The sequence below is a fragment of the Streptomyces sp. NPDC043176 genome (genome assembly GCF_056436715.1).
Genome location: NZ_JBWKCA010000002.1, coordinates 1 through 17,065, shown reverse-complemented (window position 1 = coordinate 17,065; position 17,065 = coordinate 1). Strand labels below are relative to the sequence as shown.

Genomic DNA, 17,065 nt, shown 5'->3' with positions numbered 1-17,065 from the left:
CACGGCGGAGGCCGGTGCGGCCGGGGGGGGCCTGGTCGGCAAGGAGCGCCGCCCGCCCGGAGGCCGGTGCGGCCGGGGGCGGCCCGTCCGGCAAGGAGCGCCGTCCGCCCGGAGGCCGGGCGGGACTCTCGGGAAAGTCCCTACGGACTCGGCCCCCGGTACTCCCGCAGAACGGGCCGGTTGCCGATGCCCCGCCCCGCCGTGACAGGAAACGCCCGCAGGCCGACCCGCCCCTCGACGCGGTCGATGGCTCCCCAGCCGTACGCCCGCGAGTCGTCCGACAGATCGGGGTTGTCGCCCAGGTAGAAGAACGCACCCTCGGGGACGGTCCGCAGGCCGGACCGCGCCGACCGGGTGCCGTCCGGCGCGCAGCACGCGCCCGTACGGTGGGCCTGGGCCTCCCACTGGGGCGCCACCACCCGGTACACGGGGCCGCGGCCGCCTTCCTGGAGGAGGACCTGGAACGGCTCCTTTGGCGTGGAGACGACGGCGACCCGGTCGCCCGGCAGCCCGATCACCCGCTTGACCAGCAGCGCGTCCCGGCCCGTCGCCCGCAGCAGCACCACGTCGAACCGGCGGGCCTCCCCCGCCGACCCCGGCGCGACGAGGATCCGGTCGCCGGGGTGCAGGGTCGGCGCCATGCTGGTGCCGTCGACCCGGACCCCGAGCGCGGTCACCGCCACGCCGGCCACCAGACAGAACAGCGCACCGGCCCCGAGCACGGCGCCGGCCACCCGGCGCGCCTTCACCGGCGGCTGAGGAGGGCCGGCGGCCACAGGACGCCGGACCGGTCGATTTCGGTCATGGCCGGACGATAGGACGAGCACCGTGCGGCGGCTGTGACCGTACCGCTCAGGGTTGTTGACCGCACCCGCGGACGCCGTACGGCCCGGAGCCGCGGTCACCCGTGCCGTACCGCCGGAGACGCCGAAGGCGCCCGCGGACGCCGTACGGCTCCGGCCCGGCGGCCCCGACCGCCGACGCCGCACCGCACCGCTCAAGGGCACTCAAGGGCACTCAGGGTCGCCGAACGCGGCCACCGACGTCCGCCACGGCACCCCGCACCCGGGACCGTGCCTGGTACGCCCGGGGCGTCTCGCCCGTCCAGCGCCGGAACGCCCGGTGGAAGGCGCTGGGTTCGGAGAAGCCGAGCCGGCGGGAGAGGTGCTCGATGGAGACCCGGCCGCCGGCCAGTTCGGCGATGGCGTGATCCCGCCGCACCTGGTCACGGAGGCGCTGGTACGTCGTTCCCTCGGCGGCCAGTCGGCGGCGGAGGGTCTGGGGGCTGACGGACAGCCGGTCGGCGAGCTCTTCGGGCGTCGGCACCGGGCCGGCGGGCAGCGCCCTCCCGATCAGGTGCCGGACACGGGCCGTCGTCGTACTGCCGTGGTCGGAGCAGACGAGCACGTCGACGGGGGCCCGGCGGAGGAACACCTTGAGCGCCGCCGCGTCACGCAGCACGGGTTCGTCCAGGTCGGCCCGGTCGAAGAAGGCGGCGGTGCGGCCCGCGCCGAAGACGCGCGGCGCACCGAACAGGAGGGCGTACTCCCCGGAGTGGCGGGGCTCCGGGTGGGCGAACTCGACCCTTCGCAGGCCGATCCGGCGCCGGATGAGCCAGCCGGCGAAGCGGTGCGCGACGAGCACGGTGGACTCCGCGCCGAAGTGGAGCGGGTCGTCGTACGCGGAGACGTCGAACTCCAGGCGGGCCTCGTCGGGTTCGCCACCGCCTGCCGGTCCGGGCTCCACCAGCCGGAAGCGCGGCCCGGCGGGGAAGAGGGAGTAGAACGTCTGGCAGCGCCGGAGCGCCTCGCGCAGGTCACGGCTGCCGTGGACGGCGACGTGCGCCATCATCGCGAAGGTGCCGACCTTGCTGGGCGCTCCTCCGAAACCGATCAGCTCGTCGTCGAGCGTGGCCCACAGCATCCTGACGAGCCGTCCGAACTCCTCGGCGGGCACGCGCGCGCGTGGCTCGTCGGCGAGGGTCGAGGGCAGTCCGGCACGGGCGAGCAGCGACGCCACGGCCACTCCTCGCCGCTCCGCGCCGAGGAGCACGGCCCGTACGTGGTGGGCACTGACCGAGTGCGTCGGCATGCGGGTGTCCCCCGTCCCGGCGGTGTCGGGCCCCGGGTTCGCCGGAGCTGGACACTTTCATCGAAGGATGTCCAAGTTCCGACACTCTACTGGGAACTGTAAGGCGGCCGAAGACGCCATCCTGTGAACGGGACACAGCTCACAGCCGTACCGTCGTGGCCGACACCTGTGCACCGAGGGAAGAGGGGCAGTACATGAGCGGAGTGGCACGTCGGACGGTCGTCGCGGCGGCGGGCAGCGCGGGCCTGGCGGCGGCGCTCGCCGCCTGCGGGGGCGGCACGGACGACAAGAACACGACACCGGACGGTGGCGGCGCCCTCGCCCGGACCGGGGACATCCCGGTGGGAGGCGGGAAGGTGCTCGCCGACAAGGGCGTGGTGATCACCCAGCCGAAGGCCGGCGAGTTCAAGGCCTTCTCCTCGAAGTGCACGCACGCCGGCTGCGCCGTGGGCAGCGTCCAGGACGGCGTCATCGTCTGCCCCTGCCACCAGAGCAAGTTCGACGCCTCGGACGGCAGCGTGAAGTCCGGCCCGGCGACCTCGTCCCTGCCGCCGACCCCGATCCAGGTCGTCGGCGAGGAGATCAGCTTCGGCTGACGGCCGCCGGACCTCAGCCTCCGGACACGGCGGCGGCGCTCGCGCTGCCGCCATGGCATCAGCCCCGGCGGCAGCGACCGCCGGGCGTCACCCCCTGGCTTCGCCGCCCGGCGCCCCTGAACTCCGGGGCGCCTTCCAGCAGGCCAGCACCTCGTCCGTCGTGGTGATCGTGGCGACGAGGGCGAGGGTGTGACGGATCATCGCGGGGGTGTAGTCGGCCGGCACCCCCGCGATGGCGTCCCCGGGCACGACGACCGTGTAGCCGAGGTTCACGGCGTCGAAGACCGCGTTGGGCACGGCCACGTTGGCGGAGACGCCGGTGACGATCAGCGTCCGGCAGCCCAGGTTGCGGAGCAGCGCGTCGACGTCGGTGCCGGCGAGCGGCGAGAGTCCGTGGAGGCGCCGGACCACGAGGTCCTCCTCGGCGACCTCGATCGGTGCGGCGATCCGCACCGCCGCACTGCCGCTGAGCTGCTGGACGGGGAGCCGGCCGGCGGCCCGGAACAGCCGGGCGTTGCTGTTGGCCCCCCGCCCGTCGGGGCGGCGCTCGGCGACGGCGTGCACGACCTGGACGTCCGCCCGGTGGGCGGCGGCGACCAGCCGGGCGACGTTGTCCAGCGCGCCCGATCCACGGGCGGCGGCGGCCAGTTCGGGCAGTGCGCCGTCCGGCCCCACGACTCCCTGCTGACATTCGACGGTGAGCAGGACGACGCCGCCGTCCGGACGGATCCGCTCCCCGAGCCGTTCTGTCGAACTCTGACCCATGGTCTCCCCTTGCACGCGTGCGGATGACCCTCCATGCTTTCTGACGTCTCATCAGAAATCCAGAAGGGTGCGGACGATGACCGTCGCACAGCGCCGTGGACGCCGGATCATGATGACCCCGGCCGAGCTCGACTCCTTCCTCGCCGAACAGCGCACCTGCCGGGTCGCGACGGTTTCCGCCGACGGTCGCCCGCACGTGAGCGCGCTCTGGTTCGCCTGGGACGGGACCTCTCTCTGGCTCTACTCGGTGACCCGCAGCCGCCGCTGGGCGGAACTGCGCGCCGACCCGAGGATCGCCGTGGTCGTGGACGACGGCGTGGAGTACGGCGACCTCCGCGGGGTGGAGCTCTCGGGCACGGCCGTCTTCGTCGGCGAGGCCCCGCGCACCGGCGAGCCGTGCCCCGAACTCGACGTCCCCGAGCAGCTCTTCGCCGCCAAGAACTTCGGCCTGGACACCATGCCCCACGACGGCCGCCACGCCTGGCTCCGGCTGACCCCCGACGCCATCGCCTCCTGGGACTTCCGCAAACTCGCCGGCCTCTGACCGCGGGGGAACCGCGGAAGGCCCTCCCCGCGGACGAGCCGGGCGGGGCTTTGCGGAAGGCCCTCCCCGCGGACGAGTTGGGCGGGGCTTTCCGGACAGGCCCCGGAGGGTGTCCTGTCGATCAGGCCGGCGCCTGATCGACATCGGCGGGACACCCCTCTAACTGCCGAGCGGTTCGGCCGCGGCACGCAGCGCCGCGACGACCGCCCGCACGGAGGGGCGGCGTCCGGCGTCGGCGCGCCAGGTGGCGTAGATGTGCCGCCGCACCTTCTGCCGTACGGGCACGAAGACGACCCCGTCGGGCACCGGGCGGCCGAGCCGGGGCGTGACGCACACCCCGAGTCCGGCCGCGACGAGGGCCAGCTGGGTGTGGTGCTCCCCGGCCAGGTGCCCGATGCGCGGCTCGATGCCCTGCGAGCGCAGCGTGAACATCAGCCAGTCGTGGCAGAACTCGCCCTCCGGCCAGGACACCCACTCCTCGTCGGCGAAGTCCTCCAGGTCCGCCGCCTCGCGGCCGGCCAGCCGGTGTCCGGCGGGCAGGGCGACGTCGGCCGAGTCGTCGAGGAGGTGGGCGCGCTCCAGGCCTCCGGGCACGGGGGCCCGCTTGTTGCTCCAGTCCAGGACGAGGGCGAGGTCCGCGTCTCCGCGCAGCACCGCGCGCACCCCCTGCTCGGGCTCCAGCTCGGTCGTGCGCACCCGGAGCTCGGGGTGCCCTTCGCGCAGGGCGGAGAGGGCGGCCGGGAACAGTCCCCGGGCCGCCGTCGGGAAGGCGGCGACCCGCACCTCGCCGACCACCTGGCCCCGCTGGGCCTCGATGTCGGCCTGGGCCGTCTGGACCTGGGACAGGATGCGGGCGGCGTGCTCGGCGAGCAGCAGCCCGGCGTCCGTGAGCCGTACGCCACGGCCGTTCTTGGCCAGCAGCTGCTGGCCGACCTCGCGCTCCAGCTTGGACAGCTGCTGCGAGACCGCGGAGGTCGTGACGTGCAGGCCGTCGGCCGCGCCGCTGACCGAACCGTGCCGGGCGACGGCGTCGAGGGTGCGCAGGCGCTCCAGGTTCAACATGTAAGCGATACTAAGGGAAGGGGTCGAGGAAATCTCGCTTGTCCTAAGACGTGGAGCCGGTCACCCTGAGTGCATGAGCCCCGCAGCCCCGCCCTCCGCCCGCCCCTCACGTCTGCTCGACTGGCGCGTCCGCTTCGGCGCGCTCGCACTGATCTGGGGCTTCAGCTTCCTCTTCATCAAGGTCGGCACGGAGGGCTTCGCACCGTTCCAGGTCACCTTCGGCCGACTCCTGTTCGGCACGGTGGTCCTCGCCGTCGCCCTCGTCGTGAAGCGCGACCGCCTGCCGCGCGGTGCCCGCGTCTGGGGTCACCTCGCGGTCGCGGCCCTCCTCCTCAACGCGCTGCCGTTCTCCCTCTTCGCGTACGCGGAACTGACGATCCCCTCGACCCTCGCGGGCATCTGCAACGCGACGACACCCCTCTGGGGCATGCTGCTCTCCCTCGTCGCCCTCTCCGAGGACCGCCCGACCAGGGTCCGCGCGGCCGGCCTGGGCATCGGCTTCATGGGAGTGCTCACGGTCCTCGGCGCCTGGCAGGGCTTCTCCGGCCTGGACGTCACCGGCACCGCCCTCGCCCTCCTCGCCTCCTTCAGCTACGCCGTCGGCTGGATCTACGTCCGCCGCACCCTCGCCGGCACCGGCGTCTCCCACCTGTCCCTCGCCACCTCCCAGGTCGGCCTCGCCACCCTTCAACTGGCGGTCGTCACACCCCTGTTCACCTCCCTCCCGACCTCGGTCGAGCCCCTCCCCCTCCTCGCCGTGATCGCCCTCGGCGCGCTCGGCACGGGCTACGCGATGCTGCTCCAGTACGGCGTCGTCGCCGAGGTCGGCCCCACGACCGCCTCCATGGTCACGTACTTCATCCCCGTCATCGCCGCCACCGCCGGCGTCACCCTCCTCGACGAACACCTCACCTGGAACACCCCTCTCGGCGCCCTCATCGTCCTCGCCGGCGCCGCCCTCACCCAAGCCCCCACCCGTCCCCGCCCCCGCCCCACCCCCGTCGCCACCCCCACCCCCGTCGCCGGCAACCGCTCCCCCGGAGCAGAGCCCACCCCCGTACCCGCCCGCCCCGTGGTGGGCAGTCGTTCCGCCGGAGCGGACCAGGTGGCCACGACGGACGGCGCCCCCTGTCGGGCCTAGGCTTCCGCGCCCGAATCCGCCCCCGGTGCCGGGCGCACCACCGGCGCGGGCCCAGGCACCGGACGTCCCTCCGGGCCGAACGACCGCTGGAAAGTGAAGGCGTCCGGCACCGAGCCGCGGTCGCGGAGTCGCTCCAGCCTGGAAACCCCCTCCCGCCATGTGGGTATCACCCCCTCGGCAACCCACCAGATCACGTGATTCGGATGCCCCGTCCTCTCGAACCAGTCGTGGCGCCGGCTCAGCGCCGCACGGTGCGACCCGGCGTACACGGCGTCGAAGGCGAGGCTCAGGTCGGTCCAGAGCGACAGGGTCGCCGCCAGGGCGGTGGTTTCCACGGTCCGGCCCTTGCCGTACCACGTCGGTACGGCGAACTCTCCCCACGCCCCCCAGTCCGCCTCGAAGAGCATGCCCCGGTCACCGCCTGCCGCTTCGGCACGTGCGACGTACCCGGGATGCTGACCGATCTCTCGGTAGACGGCCCCGCCGATGTCGTAGAACTCGCGGGTGGCAGGTGCGGGATCGGCGAGAGGTGATTTCAGGACGCCGAATGTGTACAGAGCAAGATGGGGCATGCGTCTCTCCCTGGTCGGGGGTGCCGGGTACGAACCCGGTTCGGTGGCTTACGCGGTGGAGGCCGGGATCCGCACGGCATGACCGGCTCGTCCCGTCGCGAGCGGCTCGGCCTGAAGGAACTCCCGTGCGACCGTGGGCGCTCGCCGAAGACCAGGTGAAGGTAGCCGCCTCCGCGGCCCCTGTCGAAGTTGCGTTTTCCCTGCCCGGGTGGCCTCCCGCACCGGGCCCGGGTGACCTCCCGCACCGGTCGTCGCGGGGACCGGGGCCCAGGGCACCGCCCCATGCCCCCTCACCCGTAACTCCGCGCCGGCACCCCCCGTGACCCCCTGGCCAGCGCGTCCGCCAACCCCTCCACGTCCGACGCCGCGAGCCCGGACACCGTCACCCGCACCGCCGGCCCCGCGTTCATCCGGAACCGCGCGCCCGGTGCGACGGCCCAGCCGTCGGCGAGGAGCCGTGCCACGGCGCCGGTCTCGTCGGCGACGGGAACCCAGACGTTCATGCCGCTGCGGCCGTGGGCGGTGACGCCGCGCCGGGCGAGGGCGCGGACGAGGGCGTCGCGGCGCTTGCCGTAGGAGCGGGCGACGACGTCGGGATCGACGGCGGAGCCGGCCCAGAGACGGGCGACGGTGCGTTGGAGGAGGCGGCTGACCCAGCCGGGGCCGAGCTGCTGGCGGCCGAGCACCCGGTCGACGGTCTCGGCGTCGCCGGTGAAGGCGGCGATGCGGAGGTCGGGGCCGTAGGCCTTGGCGACGGAGCGGACGAGGACCCAGTGGTCGGTGACGCCGGCGAGCGGGTGGAGCGGCTGGGCGACGATACCGTGCCCGTGGTCGTCCTCGACGAGGAGGACGTCGGGGTGCGCGGCGAGGACGCGGCGCAGGGCCCGTGCCCGGTCCGCCGTGACGCACGCGCCGGTGGGGTTCTGCGCCCGGTCGGTGACGATCACGGCGCGCGCCCCGTCCTGCCGGATGGCGCGTTCGACCTCGTCGGGCAGCGGTCCGTCGTCGTCGACGGCGACCGGCACCGGGCGCAGTCCGAGCGCGGGCACCAGGTCGAGGAGGCTGCCCCAGCCGGGGTCCTCGACGGCGACGGCGTCGCCCGGTCTGAGGCGGGCGGCGAGGACGCGTTCGACGGCGTCGAGGGAGCCCGAGGCGACGCCGACGGGGCCGTCGGGAACGCCGTCCGCGTCGAAGGCGGCGCGGGCGAGCCGCCCGAACTCCTCGTCGACCGGGGCCTCTCCGTACAGCCCGGGGTGTTCGGCGTATCCCCGCGCGACCTCTGCGAACGCCTCGCCGAGCGGTGGCAGCAGGGCGGGGTCGGGGCTGCCGTTGCTCACGTCCCGCACCCCGGCGGGCGCGTCCACCCGGATCGAACCGCGCGCGGTCGTGGCGGGCCGCGGCCGCACCCGGCTGCCTCGACGGCCGTCCGTCTCGATGACGCCGCGCTCGCGCAGGGTGCGGTAGGCGGCGGCGACCGTGTTCGGGTTCACCCCGAGCGTCTGTGCCAACTCCCGCATGGGCGGCAGGAGATGGCCGGGTTCCAGCGCACCCGTGCCGACCCCCCGCTCGACGCTGGCGGCGATGTCCGATGCGCGACTACCTTCGATCCGATAATCTCCTAGCACAAAAGAGATTATGCACTAGTGCAATGGAGTACGCAATGACCGCCGCCGACACCTACGCGCCGACCGACCGGACCGTGCCCACCCGCTCCCGGGAGCGGGCCTCGTACGACAAGGCCCTGGTCCACTCGATACTCGACGAGGCGTACGTCTGCCACCTCGGCTTCGTCCGCGACGGCGCCCCGGTCGTCCTCCCGACGCTCTACGGCAGGGTCGGCGACCGGCTCTACGTCCACGGCTCCACCGGCTCGCGCCCGCTGCGCGCCGCGGGCGACGGCGTGAAGGCCCCCGGCCTGCCCGTCTGCCTCACCGTGACCCACGTCGACGGCCTGGTCCTCGCCCGCTCCGCGTTCCACCACTCCCTCAACTACCGCTCCGTCGTCGTGCACGGGACCGCCCACCAGGTGACGGACCCGGAGGAGCTGCGCACCGCCCTCGACGCCCTCGTCGACCACGTCGTCCCGGGCCGCTCCGCCGATGCGCGCCCGGGGAACGCCAAGGAGCTCGCCGCCACCGCCGTCGTCCGGCTCGACCTGGACGAGGTCTCGGCGAAGGTCCGCACCGGCGGCCCCAACGACGACCCGGAGGACCTCGCCCTGCCGTACTGGTCCGGCGTGGTCCCCGTACGGACCGCCCACGGCACGCCGGTCCCCTCCGACGACCTCGACCCGGCCGTCCCCCTGCCCGACTACCTCGCCGCGCTCTGAGGACGGGGACCGACGATGCTGATCCATCCCTGGGACGCCGCCCGCGACGAGGGCGAGTGGCGCGCGTGGCTCTCCCGCCACGACTTCGGCCAGCTCGCCGTCAACGGCCTGCCCGGCGACCCGCCCTGGGTCCAGCCGATGCACTTCCGGTACGACTCCGAGCCCGGCCCGTACGGTCGCGTGCTGGCGCATCTCGCCCGCCCGAACCCCCTGTGGCGCGCCCTCGGGGCGAACCCGGCGGTGCTGCTGAGCGTGGTCGACGACTACGTCTTCGTACCGGGTCCGTGGACGGCCCCCGAGGGCGCGCCGAGCGAGCACGGCACCCCCACCTCGTACTACGCGGCCGTCCAGCTGCGCTGCACCGCGCGCGTGGTCGACGACCCGGCGGAGAAGGCCGCGCTCCTGAACCGTCAGGTCGCGCACTTCCAGCCGGACGGTGGCACCGCGCCCGTCGCCCCGGGCGAGGCGCCGTTCGGCCGCATGCTCCCGGGAATCCGGGTGCTGGACCTGGCGGTCACCGAGGTGCGGGCCAAGTTCAAGTACGCGGGCAACAAGCCGCGGGACGTCCAGGACCGCGTCGCCGACCGTCTCGCCGAGCGCGCCGGCCCCGACGACCACGCCGCCCGTTCCCACCAGCTCCGCCGCCGCGCCACCGACTGACACCGACCGGACCGCCCGCGCCACCGGCTGACACCGACCGGACCGCCGCGCCCGACCGGACCGTGACGACCCGGCCGCGCCGCCCGTCCCCACCCGCACGGGCGGCACCCAGCCACCCCATGGACACCCACCCGGACCGGGGCGCGGGCCACCAGGCCCGCGCCCCGTCGTCGTACGCGCACCCGCACGCGTACCCCGGGCTAGACCGCGACGGCGGCCTCCCTCTTCCGTTCCGCGACGGCCGTCCGGGCCTCCGCGAACGCGAGACCGGTGACGGCGGCGAGCAGCAGCAGCGTCCCGAGGACGATCGCGGCGGTGAGCTCCTCACCGAGCAGCGAGACGGCGATCAGGGCCGCGCTCACCGGCTCCAGGAGCATGATCACGGAGACGGTGGCGGCCCGGACGACGGCCGCCCCGGCGAAGTACAGCGCGTACGCGAGCGCCGTGGGCACCGCCGCCACGTAGACCAGCAGCAGCACCACGCTCACGGGCGCGTCCGTGTGCGGTACGAGTCCCTCGGCGAGCGCCGCCGGGAGCAGGCCGACGGCCCCGATCGCGAAGGCCCAGGTGGTGGTCGCCGGCGCGTCCGTACCGCTGCCGTCCCTGCCGAGCCACCGGGTGAGCAGGGTGATCGCCGCGTAGCCGGCCGCCGAGACGACCGCGAGGACGACGCCCACCGGCCTGACCTCCGCCGCGCCACCGCCGAGCACGAGCACGGCGAGTCCGGCCAGCGCGCCGGCGACGGCGGCGAACCCGCCGCGGCCGAGGCGTTCCCCCATGGTGAGGCGGGCGCCGATCGCGATGAGGACGGGACCCGCGCCGAGGGTGACGACCGTGCCCACCGCGAGACCGGTGGCCTGGACGGCGGCGAAGTACGCGCTCTGGAAGACGGTGAGTCCGATGCCCGTGCCGAGAACGCGGGCCGTGCGCCGCCCGCGCGACTCGCCGGCGGTGCGGGACGCGGCCCGTCGCGGTCGCAGCGCGAGCGCGCCCAGCAGCAGGACGAGGCCTCCGACGCAGCGCCAGAACGAGAGGGCCAGCGGGCCCATGTCACTGACCCGGAAGATCAGCGAGGCCGCGGCACCGGCCGTGCCCCAGGCGATCCCGGCGACGATCAGATAGAGCAGGCTCCGCCCGACGGACAGGGCGGATTCCGAGGAGTTCGACACGTGACTTCTCCGTGGAAGACAGGAGGGAAAGGTGGTCGCTGGAGTCCGCGCGCGGGCAGCGACGAACCGCTCGGGGGCGAGGAACGGCCGGCCGAGCCCGGTCTTCGTCGAGGAGTGTCTCCGCGCGCGCTAGGCGGCGGGAGGCGGAAGCACGGTCGAATGCATGGCCGACACCCTAGGGGGCGGTCCGGCCGGCCGACAACTCCGATCCGACGCCGTCACCGGCACCGGCGGCGTCCGCCGTCCCGGCCCCGTCCCCGCCTGCCTCGGCGACGGCCCCCGGCGCGGTCCCGGAGCCCGCCACCGGCGCGGACGCGGGCGCCTTCGGCGTCGACGACTGGGCGATGAAGGCACCGACGAGAACCACCGCACCGCCGATGATCTGCGGGGCCTCCAGGTGCTCGCCGAGCAGGACCCAGGCCAGGACCGTCGCGATGACGGCCTCCAGGCAGGCCACGACGCCCGCCACCTGCGGGGACAGCCGACGCACCGAGATGACGCCGGTGACGTACGCGAGGACCGTGGCGATCAGCACGATCCAGCCCAGCAGCAGCCACGCGGGCACGCTGCTGCCGTCCATGTCGGCGTGGCCGCCGAGGAGCGCCCAGTCCATGCCCCACGGGCGCGCCACGACCGTGAGGACGAGCGCACCGATGAGCAGGCCGTACGCGATGACGCCGAGCGGATCGGCCTGCCCGGCCTCGTCGGAGCCCTGGTCGGAGAGGACGAAGTAGCCGACCTGGCAGCAGGCGGCGGCGAGCGCCAGGAGCAGGCCGAGGAGGTCGAAGCTCAGCCCGGACCAGATCTGGACGACGCACGCCAGACCGCCGGCGGCGAGGACCACGCCGAGGGCGGCGGCGCGGGTCACCGGGCGGCGCTGGACGAACCGGACCCACCCCAGGACGAGCGCGGGGGCGAGGTACTCGATGAGCAGAGCGACCCCGACCGGGATCCGGGAGATCGAGGCGAAGTAGAAGGCCTGGACACCGGCGACGGCGAGCAGGCCGAAGCCCACGAGGAGGGCGGGTTTGCGGCGCAGCAGGTCCCGGTGGCGCCAGGCCACGGGCAGCATGACCAGCGCGGCGCCCGTCACCCGGAGCCACACCACATGGAGCGGGTCGAGTCCCGCCTCGATGAGCGGCTTCGCCGCCACACCTGAACCACCGAATGCGAAGGCAGAGGCCAGGGCGAGTCCCAGGCCTGCGCTTCTCCCCTGAGACGCGTGCATCCGGCCATGATGACAGGACGGCGTCAGGTGCGTAACCCCCGTTACACCTGTTGAGACAGCTCCTCGCCGCGCGTGTCGGCACGGACGTCCGCACCGCCGAGCACGAGGGCGTCCGCAGAGGCGCCACCACGGGCGTCGACGCGGGTCCCGACACGACTCCCGGCACTGACGTCGACACGAACCTCGGCGCCGACATCGCCACGGCCCTCGGCGCCGACGTCGACAGGGATCTTGGTACGGCCGTCGATCCCGGCGACCAGGGCGACCGGGTCCACGCCCGCGTGGCGCAGCACCTCGACGGCACGGCATTCCGGGTCGGCGGCCATCACGACGAGCAGGTCGAGACCGCGGACGCGGTCCTCGCCGCGCCCCGCGGCCCGCCGGAAGGCTCCCTCCAGGGCGACGGCCGCCGCGGGCGACCAGCCGGAGGCCCGGGCCCCCTGCGGTGCGGCGCCTCGGACGGCGGGGAGCAGGCGCCCGGCGGCGGAGTCCTCGACCGTGCGCTGCCAGCGCAGGCCGTAGCCGATGGACCGCTGGGCCAGGTAGCCGAGGACCCGGGCGAGCCGGCGGCCGTCGTCGAACGCGGCGGCGGTCTCGGGGTCCGACTCGACGAGCGCGTGCAGGAGGTGCGCGGTGTCGATCTGGCGGTCACCGCCCCGGAGCGCCCTGCGGCGCGCGCCCGTCACGACCGTCTCCAGCGACGGCGCCAGGAAGGACGCGAGCTCCGCGCGCAGGGCGACGGGCTGCCGGACGGGCGGAGGGAGCGGGACGGGATGGTGCACCCTCCCACCTCATCAGGCGGAAGCGGCCGGGGCATCACCGGGGAGAAGCATGTCCGCATCCCACCGGAGTTGGGCACGGGTGCGCGGTTCCTCCTCCTTGCGGATGAGATCGCGCCCGTCGCCTCCGAGGGGCGCGCGCCGCCTTGCCTCACGCCCCTGTCGCAACCACGGATCCCGCCCCGCACGTCTTCCGGTCGTGTTCTGGATGGTGGCTCTGCTCGCGATCGACGGGCGGCAGTACGTGTACCGGGTGTACGCACCCCGGGAAGCACTGCCGGCCGATCTCTTCTGGGCCGCTTTCCACTGCCACGAGGAGGACGGGGCGCCCCGCGCGTCCGACAGCTTCGACGCCTCGGAGATCTGGTGGATCGGCGACGGGGCGGGCCCGGCCGCCGTGGAACTGACGGTTCATCAGTATTGAATGTTCACGGCCGCCCCGCTACGTTCCGCGACACCGGAACCCAGTTGGCGCGCGTGAAGGGGTGGTCTCATGGCCGAAGTCAGCGCGGAGGCACGGATCGAGGCGCCGACGGGGAAGGTCTGGGCGCAGCTCACCGACTTCGCCTCGTACGGCGAATGGAACGCCACCCACACCAACTTCCCGAACGGCGGCCCCGCCTCCCTGGAGGCGGGTGCCACCTTCACCGAGAACATGAAGCTCATGGGCTTCCCGGCCGAGGTGCTCTGGACGGTCGAGGAGCTGGAGTCCGAGCGGGCCTTCGCCATCAAGGGCAAGGGCCCGATGGGCGTCATCGTCTCCACCCGCTACTCGCTGGCGGCCGACGGCGACGCGACGACCGTGCGGATCGACGGGGAGTTCACCGGTGCGGCGGTCTCCCTCATGGCGGGCAAGCTGAGGGACTCGGCGACGGCGGCGCTGACCGAGTCCCTGCGCAAGCTGTCGGGCCTCGTCGTCTGACCCGCACGACCGGAAGGGCCCCGCGGCACACCGCCGCGGGGCCCTCCTCATGCCCATCCGTTCCGTTTCCGTACACGCGCACCCACACGCACGCGCGCGTACGGGTACGGGTACGGGTACGGGTCAGTCTTCGTCGGCCAGGATCAGGTACAGCTTCTTGCGGGCCTCGTTGATCACGCCGACCGCCTTCTGACGCTGCTCGGGAGTGCCGGTCTTCCAGACCTGCCCGAACGCCTCCATCAGGCCGAAGCCGGCCTGGCGGATCTCGTTCACGGCCTCCCAGTCGACCCCGCGACCCGCCTCCTCCCACGGAGCCTCCGGGCCTTCCTCGGCCTCGGCGCGCCCCGCGTCGGTCAGCGTGAACAGCTTCTTGCCGCCCTCGCTCGCACTGCTGATCAGCCCCTCGTCCTCCAGCATCTGGAGGGTCGGGTAGACCGAGCCGGGGCTGGGCTTCCAGGCCCCGTCACTGCGCTCGCCGATCTCGCGGATCATCTCGTACCCGTGCATCGGCCGGTCCTTCAGCAGCGCCAGGATCGAGGCCCGCACGTCACCGCGCCGCGCCCTTCCCCTGCCTCCACCGCGCCCCCGCCCGAAGCCGGGCCCGAAGGGACCGCCTCCGAAGCCGGGCCCGAAGGGGCCGAACGCGGCCCGCCGCCCTTCGAAGTCCCCCCGGAACGCGGGCCCGCAACCCCCACGCCCGGCCCCGTGTCCGTTTCCGTACTCGTGTCCATGTGAACGCATCGCAACGCTCCTTCCATCGGATTCATCGTCGAACTGTCGCGATGCTTCAACGATATATCGGAACTGTTCGGTGAGCAACAGCCACACAGTCGGACGAGACCGCAGCGCCGCGGTCGGATCAGGCGGCAGCACCCTGGTCGACTCAGGCAGCAGCACCTTGCGAGTCGCCGGCCGAGCCGGCCCGCGCCGGAAATGGCGCCAGGTGGCACCACATGACGCCACCCAGTGCCACCTGACACCACCCCAGCCCGCATGGCGCCATGGACAAACACACCACTGGCGACGGATTCCAGCAGGTCAGAGCCACACCATGGAACCAGCGCCACGAAGTGGCCGCTCTACACTTGCGCATGGCGCCATTATGGTGCCATCATGGCGTCATGGACCTCACCCCGTATGTCGACACCCTCCGCCGCGAACTCGCGGTGGCCGCCGAAGCCGGCGGCGAGGAGGCCCGCGAGCTGGCCGACAGGCTGACCGCTCCCCTGGAGTCGGCGGCCCGGCTGACCATGCTCAACGTGCTGTCCGCGGCGACGGACGAGATCACTCGCGAGCTCGCCCCCGGATCCGTCGACGTACGGCTGCGAGGCCTCGACCCCGACTTCGTCGTGACGCCGCCGCCCAGCGGCACCACCACCCCCGCCGAACCCGCCGCTTCCGTCGAACCGCTCCCCGCCCCGGCACCCGCCGAAGGCGACGAGGGCGGCACGGCCCGCGTGAACCTGCGCCTGCCGGCCCACCTCAAGGCCCGCGCCGAGGAGGCCGCGGCCCGCGAAGGCCTGTCGGTCAACGCGTGGCTGGTCCGCGCCGTGTCGGCGGCGGTCGACGGCGGCACCCGGCCGCGTACGGCGGAGAAGGCCAAGACCGTCGGACAGACCTTCACCGGATGGGTGCGCTAGGGCCTGGCGATCAGCCCGGCCTGATCGGCAAGACGACTCCCAGGGAGCGACAGGCCCCCTGCCCACCGGCCCGCACCACCTCACCCACACCACGTCCCACCAGCGGGGACGATCCGAAGACCCAAGAGGACGGGACAGCCATGCCTTCTTTCGACACTCCCGCACCGATCTCGGCCACGGCGCGCGTGGATGCCGGCTCCATCCAGTTCACCGCGGGCGACCGCCCCGACACCGTCGTCGAGGTGCGGCCCCGCGACCCGAAGAAGGACCAGGACGTCCGCACGGCGGACCAGACCGAGGTCTCGTACGCGAACGGCGCCCTGACCATCAAGACGCCCAAGCAGCGCTACCTCGTCGGGCGCACCGGCACCGTCGACGTGACCGTCGAACTGCCCACGGGCTCGAACGTCGACCTGACCGGCGCCTGGGCCCAGGTGCTCGGCGAGGGCCGGCTCGGTGAGGTGCGGGTGAAGACCTCGGCCGGTGACGTCCGCCTCGACACCACGGGCCCGCTGCACCTGACGGCGGCACACGGTTCGATCACCGTGGACCGGGTCGAGGGCAAGGCCGAGATCACCACCAGCTCCGGCAGCCTGCGCGTCGGCCTCGTCGACGGCCCCGCCGTCCTGAAGAACTCGCACGGCACCACGACCGTCGGCACCGCGACCGGCGACCTGCGGGTGAGCGGCGCCAACGGCGACATCGACATCGCACGTGCCGGGGGCTCGGTCGTCGCCACCACCGCGCACGGCACCCTGCGCGTGGGCGAGGTCGCTCGCGGTACCGTGCAGCTGGAGACCGCCTACGGCGCCATCGAGGTCGGCATCCGCGAGGGCACCGCCGCCTGGCTCGACGTCAACTCCAGCTCCGGCCAGGTGCGCAACTCCCTCACCGCGTCCGAGAGCCCGGCGGAGACCGAGGACACCGTCGAGGTCCGTGCCCGTACCCGCCACGGCAACATCGACATCCGCCGCGCCCGCGGCTGACCGCGGCCCCCACCACCCCCACACGCGCCACCCCGCCGCCCCCGCACCCGCCGACCCGCGGCGGACCCCAGCCCCGCCCCACCCCTTCGCCCCTCGAAACAGGAGGGCTCCATGCCTTCGTCTGTCATGTCCACGTCCAAAAACGCGGACAGCTCCCCGTCGCACCCCGCCATCTCCGCCGTCGGTCTGCGCAAGTCCTACGGCGAGAAGACCGTCCTCGACGGGATCGACCTGACCGTCCCCGAGGGCACCGTCTTCGCCCTGCTCGGGCCGAACGGCGCCGGCAAGACCACCGCCGTCAAGATCCTCTCCACCCTCGTCGCCCCCGACGGCGGCCGGGCACGAATCGCCGGCCACGACCTCACCACCGACCCCCACAAGGTCCGCGCCGCCATCGGCGTCACCGGCCAGTTCTCCGCCGTCGACGGCCTGATCACCGGCGAGGAGAACATGCTCCTCATGGCCGACCTGCACCACCTCCCCCGACAGGAAGGACGCCGCGTCACCACCGAACTCCTGGCACGCTTCGACCTCACCGACGCCGCCAGGAAACCCGCCTCCACCTACTCCGGCGGCATGAA

General features: G+C 73.7%; 19 protein-coding genes and 1 pseudogene. 10 read left to right on the top strand and 10 right to left on the bottom strand.

Annotated elements, in window-relative coordinates:
- Positions 1-140: 140 nt before the first annotated feature.
- Together lepB and AC067A_RS02670 are read right to left on the bottom strand one after the other, a co-directional pair.
- Positions 141-734, bottom strand: a complete 594-nt coding sequence (gene lepB, locus AC067A_RS02675; protein WP_478613576.1) for a signal peptidase I — start codon at positions 732-734, stop codon at positions 141-143.
- A gap of 283 nt (positions 735-1,017) precedes the next feature.
- Positions 1,018-2,091 (bottom strand): AraC family transcriptional regulator, encoded by a 1,074-nt coding sequence (locus tag AC067A_RS02670; protein WP_478613573.1) that lies wholly within the window; start codon positions 2,089-2,091, stop codon positions 1,018-1,020.
- 194 nt (positions 2,092-2,285) lie between these two features.
- Here AC067A_RS02670 and AC067A_RS02665 point away from each other — a divergent pair, with 194 nt between their 5' ends.
- Entirely contained in the window at positions 2,286-2,687 is a 402-nt protein-coding gene (locus AC067A_RS02665; protein WP_478613570.1) for a Rieske (2Fe-2S) protein, read from the top strand.
- Positions 2,688-2,774: 87 nt separating this feature from the next.
- Here AC067A_RS02665 and AC067A_RS02660 read toward each other — a convergent pair whose 3' ends face one another.
- On the bottom strand, positions 2,775-3,452 hold the full coding sequence (locus AC067A_RS02660; RefSeq protein ID WP_478613567.1) for a cysteine hydrolase family protein: 678 nt from the start codon (positions 3,450-3,452) through the stop codon (positions 2,775-2,777).
- Positions 3,453-3,528: 76 nt separating this feature from the next.
- On the opposite strand from AC067A_RS02660, the gene AC067A_RS02655 reads away from it, so the two are divergent.
- Positions 3,529-3,996 (top strand): pyridoxamine 5'-phosphate oxidase family protein, encoded by a 468-nt coding sequence (locus AC067A_RS02655; RefSeq protein ID WP_478613565.1) that lies wholly within the window; start codon positions 3,529-3,531, stop codon positions 3,994-3,996.
- Between the two features lie 159 nt (positions 3,997-4,155).
- Here the strand turns inward: AC067A_RS02655 and AC067A_RS02650 are convergent, their stop codons facing one another.
- Positions 4,156-5,058, bottom strand: coding sequence for a LysR substrate-binding domain-containing protein (locus AC067A_RS02650; protein WP_478613562.1), 903 nt, complete (start codon positions 5,056-5,058; stop codon positions 4,156-4,158).
- Positions 5,059-5,131: 73 nt separating this feature from the next.
- On the opposite strand from AC067A_RS02650, the gene AC067A_RS02645 reads away from it, so the two are divergent.
- Positions 5,132-6,199: a DMT family transporter gene (locus AC067A_RS02645; RefSeq protein ID WP_478613560.1), complete on the top strand. Its 1,068-nt coding sequence runs from the start codon at positions 5,132-5,134 to the stop codon at positions 6,197-6,199.
- On the opposite strand, the gene AC067A_RS02640 is transcribed toward AC067A_RS02645, so the two are convergent.
- The gene (locus AC067A_RS02640; protein ID WP_478613557.1) at positions 6,196-6,771 is read right to left on the bottom strand and encodes a DUF3291 domain-containing protein; all 576 of its coding nucleotides are present in this window, start codon (positions 6,769-6,771) and stop codon (positions 6,196-6,198) included. The genes AC067A_RS02645 and AC067A_RS02640 overlap by 4 nt on opposite strands.
- Before the next feature lie 290 nt (positions 6,772-7,061).
- Complete coding sequence (locus AC067A_RS02635; protein ID WP_478613554.1) at positions 7,062-8,396, bottom strand: aminotransferase class I/II-fold pyridoxal phosphate-dependent enzyme; 1,335 nt, start codon at positions 8,394-8,396, stop codon at positions 7,062-7,064.
- Between the two features lie 35 nt (positions 8,397-8,431).
- Here AC067A_RS02635 and AC067A_RS02630 point away from each other — a divergent pair, with 35 nt between their 5' ends.
- Both AC067A_RS02630 and AC067A_RS02625 read left to right on the top strand, forming a co-directional pair.
- Positions 8,432-9,100, top strand: a complete 669-nt coding sequence (locus AC067A_RS02630; protein WP_478613552.1) for a pyridoxamine 5'-phosphate oxidase family protein — start codon at positions 8,432-8,434, stop codon at positions 9,098-9,100.
- 15 nt (positions 9,101-9,115) lie between these two features.
- Positions 9,116-9,760, top strand: coding sequence for an FMN-binding negative transcriptional regulator (locus AC067A_RS02625; protein WP_478613549.1), 645 nt, complete (start codon positions 9,116-9,118; stop codon positions 9,758-9,760).
- 200 nt (positions 9,761-9,960) lie between these two features.
- Here AC067A_RS02625 and AC067A_RS02620 read toward each other — a convergent pair whose 3' ends face one another.
- The 3 genes and pseudogenes from AC067A_RS02620 to AC067A_RS02610 form a co-directional block, all read right to left on the bottom strand.
- The gene (locus AC067A_RS02620; protein ID WP_478613546.1) at positions 9,961-10,929 is read right to left on the bottom strand and encodes a DMT family transporter; all 969 of its coding nucleotides are present in this window, start codon (positions 10,927-10,929) and stop codon (positions 9,961-9,963) included.
- A gap of 175 nt (positions 10,930-11,104) precedes the next feature.
- Positions 11,105-12,157, bottom strand: coding sequence for an EamA family transporter (locus AC067A_RS02615; protein WP_478613543.1), 1,053 nt, complete (start codon positions 12,155-12,157; stop codon positions 11,105-11,107).
- 269 nt (positions 12,158-12,426) lie between these two features.
- Positions 12,427-12,939 (bottom strand): annotated as a pseudogene (locus AC067A_RS02610) (Clp protease N-terminal domain-containing protein); the annotation flags it as partial.
- Between the two features lie 196 nt (positions 12,940-13,135).
- Here AC067A_RS02610 and AC067A_RS02605 point away from each other — a divergent pair.
- Both AC067A_RS02605 and AC067A_RS02600 read left to right on the top strand, forming a co-directional pair.
- Positions 13,136-13,360, top strand: coding sequence for a hypothetical protein (locus AC067A_RS02605; protein ID WP_478613541.1), 225 nt, complete (start codon positions 13,136-13,138; stop codon positions 13,358-13,360).
- Between the two features lie 69 nt (positions 13,361-13,429).
- Entirely contained in the window at positions 13,430-13,858 is a 429-nt protein-coding gene (locus AC067A_RS02600; RefSeq protein WP_478613538.1) for a type II toxin-antitoxin system Rv0910 family toxin, read from the top strand.
- A 123-nt stretch (positions 13,859-13,981) separates the two neighbouring features.
- On the opposite strand, the gene AC067A_RS02595 is transcribed toward AC067A_RS02600, so the two are convergent.
- Complete coding sequence (locus AC067A_RS02595; protein ID WP_478613535.1) at positions 13,982-14,599, bottom strand: PadR family transcriptional regulator; 618 nt, start codon at positions 14,597-14,599, stop codon at positions 13,982-13,984.
- Positions 14,600-14,979: 380 nt separating this feature from the next.
- Here AC067A_RS02595 and AC067A_RS02590 point away from each other — a divergent pair, with 380 nt between their 5' ends.
- The 3 genes from AC067A_RS02590 to AC067A_RS02580 all read left to right on the top strand — a co-directional run.
- Positions 14,980-15,498 carry a toxin-antitoxin system HicB family antitoxin gene (locus AC067A_RS02590; protein ID WP_478613532.1) on the top strand — a complete coding sequence of 173 codons (519 nt, stop codon included), beginning with the start codon at positions 14,980-14,982 and terminating at the stop codon, positions 15,496-15,498.
- A gap of 140 nt (positions 15,499-15,638) precedes the next feature.
- A complete protein-coding gene (locus AC067A_RS02585; protein WP_478613529.1) occupies positions 15,639-16,484 on the top strand; it encodes a DUF4097 family beta strand repeat-containing protein in 846 nt (281 codons plus the stop codon).
- Positions 16,485-16,595: 111 nt separating this feature from the next.
- A partial coding sequence (locus AC067A_RS02580; RefSeq protein ID WP_478613526.1) for an ABC transporter ATP-binding protein occupies positions 16,596-17,065 on the top strand: 470 nt, incomplete at its 3' end.

What these genes read in the sequence shown, in the direction of transcription:
- AC067A_RS02630 (WP_478613552.1), top strand. Translation starts at nt 8,432, where the DNA reads ATGACCGCCGCCGACACCTACGCGCCGACCGACCGGACCGTGCCCACC.
- AC067A_RS02585 (WP_478613529.1), top strand. Translation starts at nt 15,639, where the DNA reads ATGCCTTCTTTCGACACTCCCGCACCGATCTCGGCCACGGCGCGCGTG.
- AC067A_RS02650 (WP_478613562.1), bottom strand. Translation starts at nt 5,058, where the DNA reads ATGTTGAACCTGGAGCGCCTGCGCACCCTCGACGCCGTCGCCCGGCAC.
- AC067A_RS02640 (WP_478613557.1), bottom strand. Translation starts at nt 6,771, where the DNA reads ATGCCCCATCTTGCTCTGTACACATTCGGCGTCCTGAAATCACCTCTC.
- AC067A_RS02660 (WP_478613567.1), bottom strand. Translation starts at nt 3,452, where the DNA reads ATGGGTCAGAGTTCGACAGAACGGCTCGGGGAGCGGATCCGTCCGGAC.
- AC067A_RS02655 (WP_478613565.1), top strand. Translation starts at nt 3,529, where the DNA reads ATGACCGTCGCACAGCGCCGTGGACGCCGGATCATGATGACCCCGGCC.
- AC067A_RS02670 (WP_478613573.1), bottom strand. Translation starts at nt 2,091, where the DNA reads ATGCCGACGCACTCGGTCAGTGCCCACCACGTACGGGCCGTGCTCCTC.
- AC067A_RS02645 (WP_478613560.1), top strand. Translation starts at nt 5,132, where the DNA reads ATGAGCCCCGCAGCCCCGCCCTCCGCCCGCCCCTCACGTCTGCTCGAC.
- AC067A_RS02615 (WP_478613543.1), bottom strand. Translation starts at nt 12,157, where the DNA reads ATGCACGCGTCTCAGGGGAGAAGCGCAGGCCTGGGACTCGCCCTGGCC.
- AC067A_RS02600 (WP_478613538.1), top strand. Translation starts at nt 13,430, where the DNA reads ATGGCCGAAGTCAGCGCGGAGGCACGGATCGAGGCGCCGACGGGGAAG.
- AC067A_RS02665 (WP_478613570.1), top strand. Translation starts at nt 2,286, where the DNA reads ATGAGCGGAGTGGCACGTCGGACGGTCGTCGCGGCGGCGGGCAGCGCG.
- AC067A_RS02595 (WP_478613535.1), bottom strand. Translation starts at nt 14,599, where the DNA reads ATGCGTTCACATGGACACGAGTACGGAAACGGACACGGGGCCGGGCGT.
- AC067A_RS02625 (WP_478613549.1), top strand. Translation starts at nt 9,116, where the DNA reads ATGCTGATCCATCCCTGGGACGCCGCCCGCGACGAGGGCGAGTGGCGC.
- AC067A_RS02590 (WP_478613532.1), top strand. Translation starts at nt 14,980, where the DNA reads ATGGACCTCACCCCGTATGTCGACACCCTCCGCCGCGAACTCGCGGTG.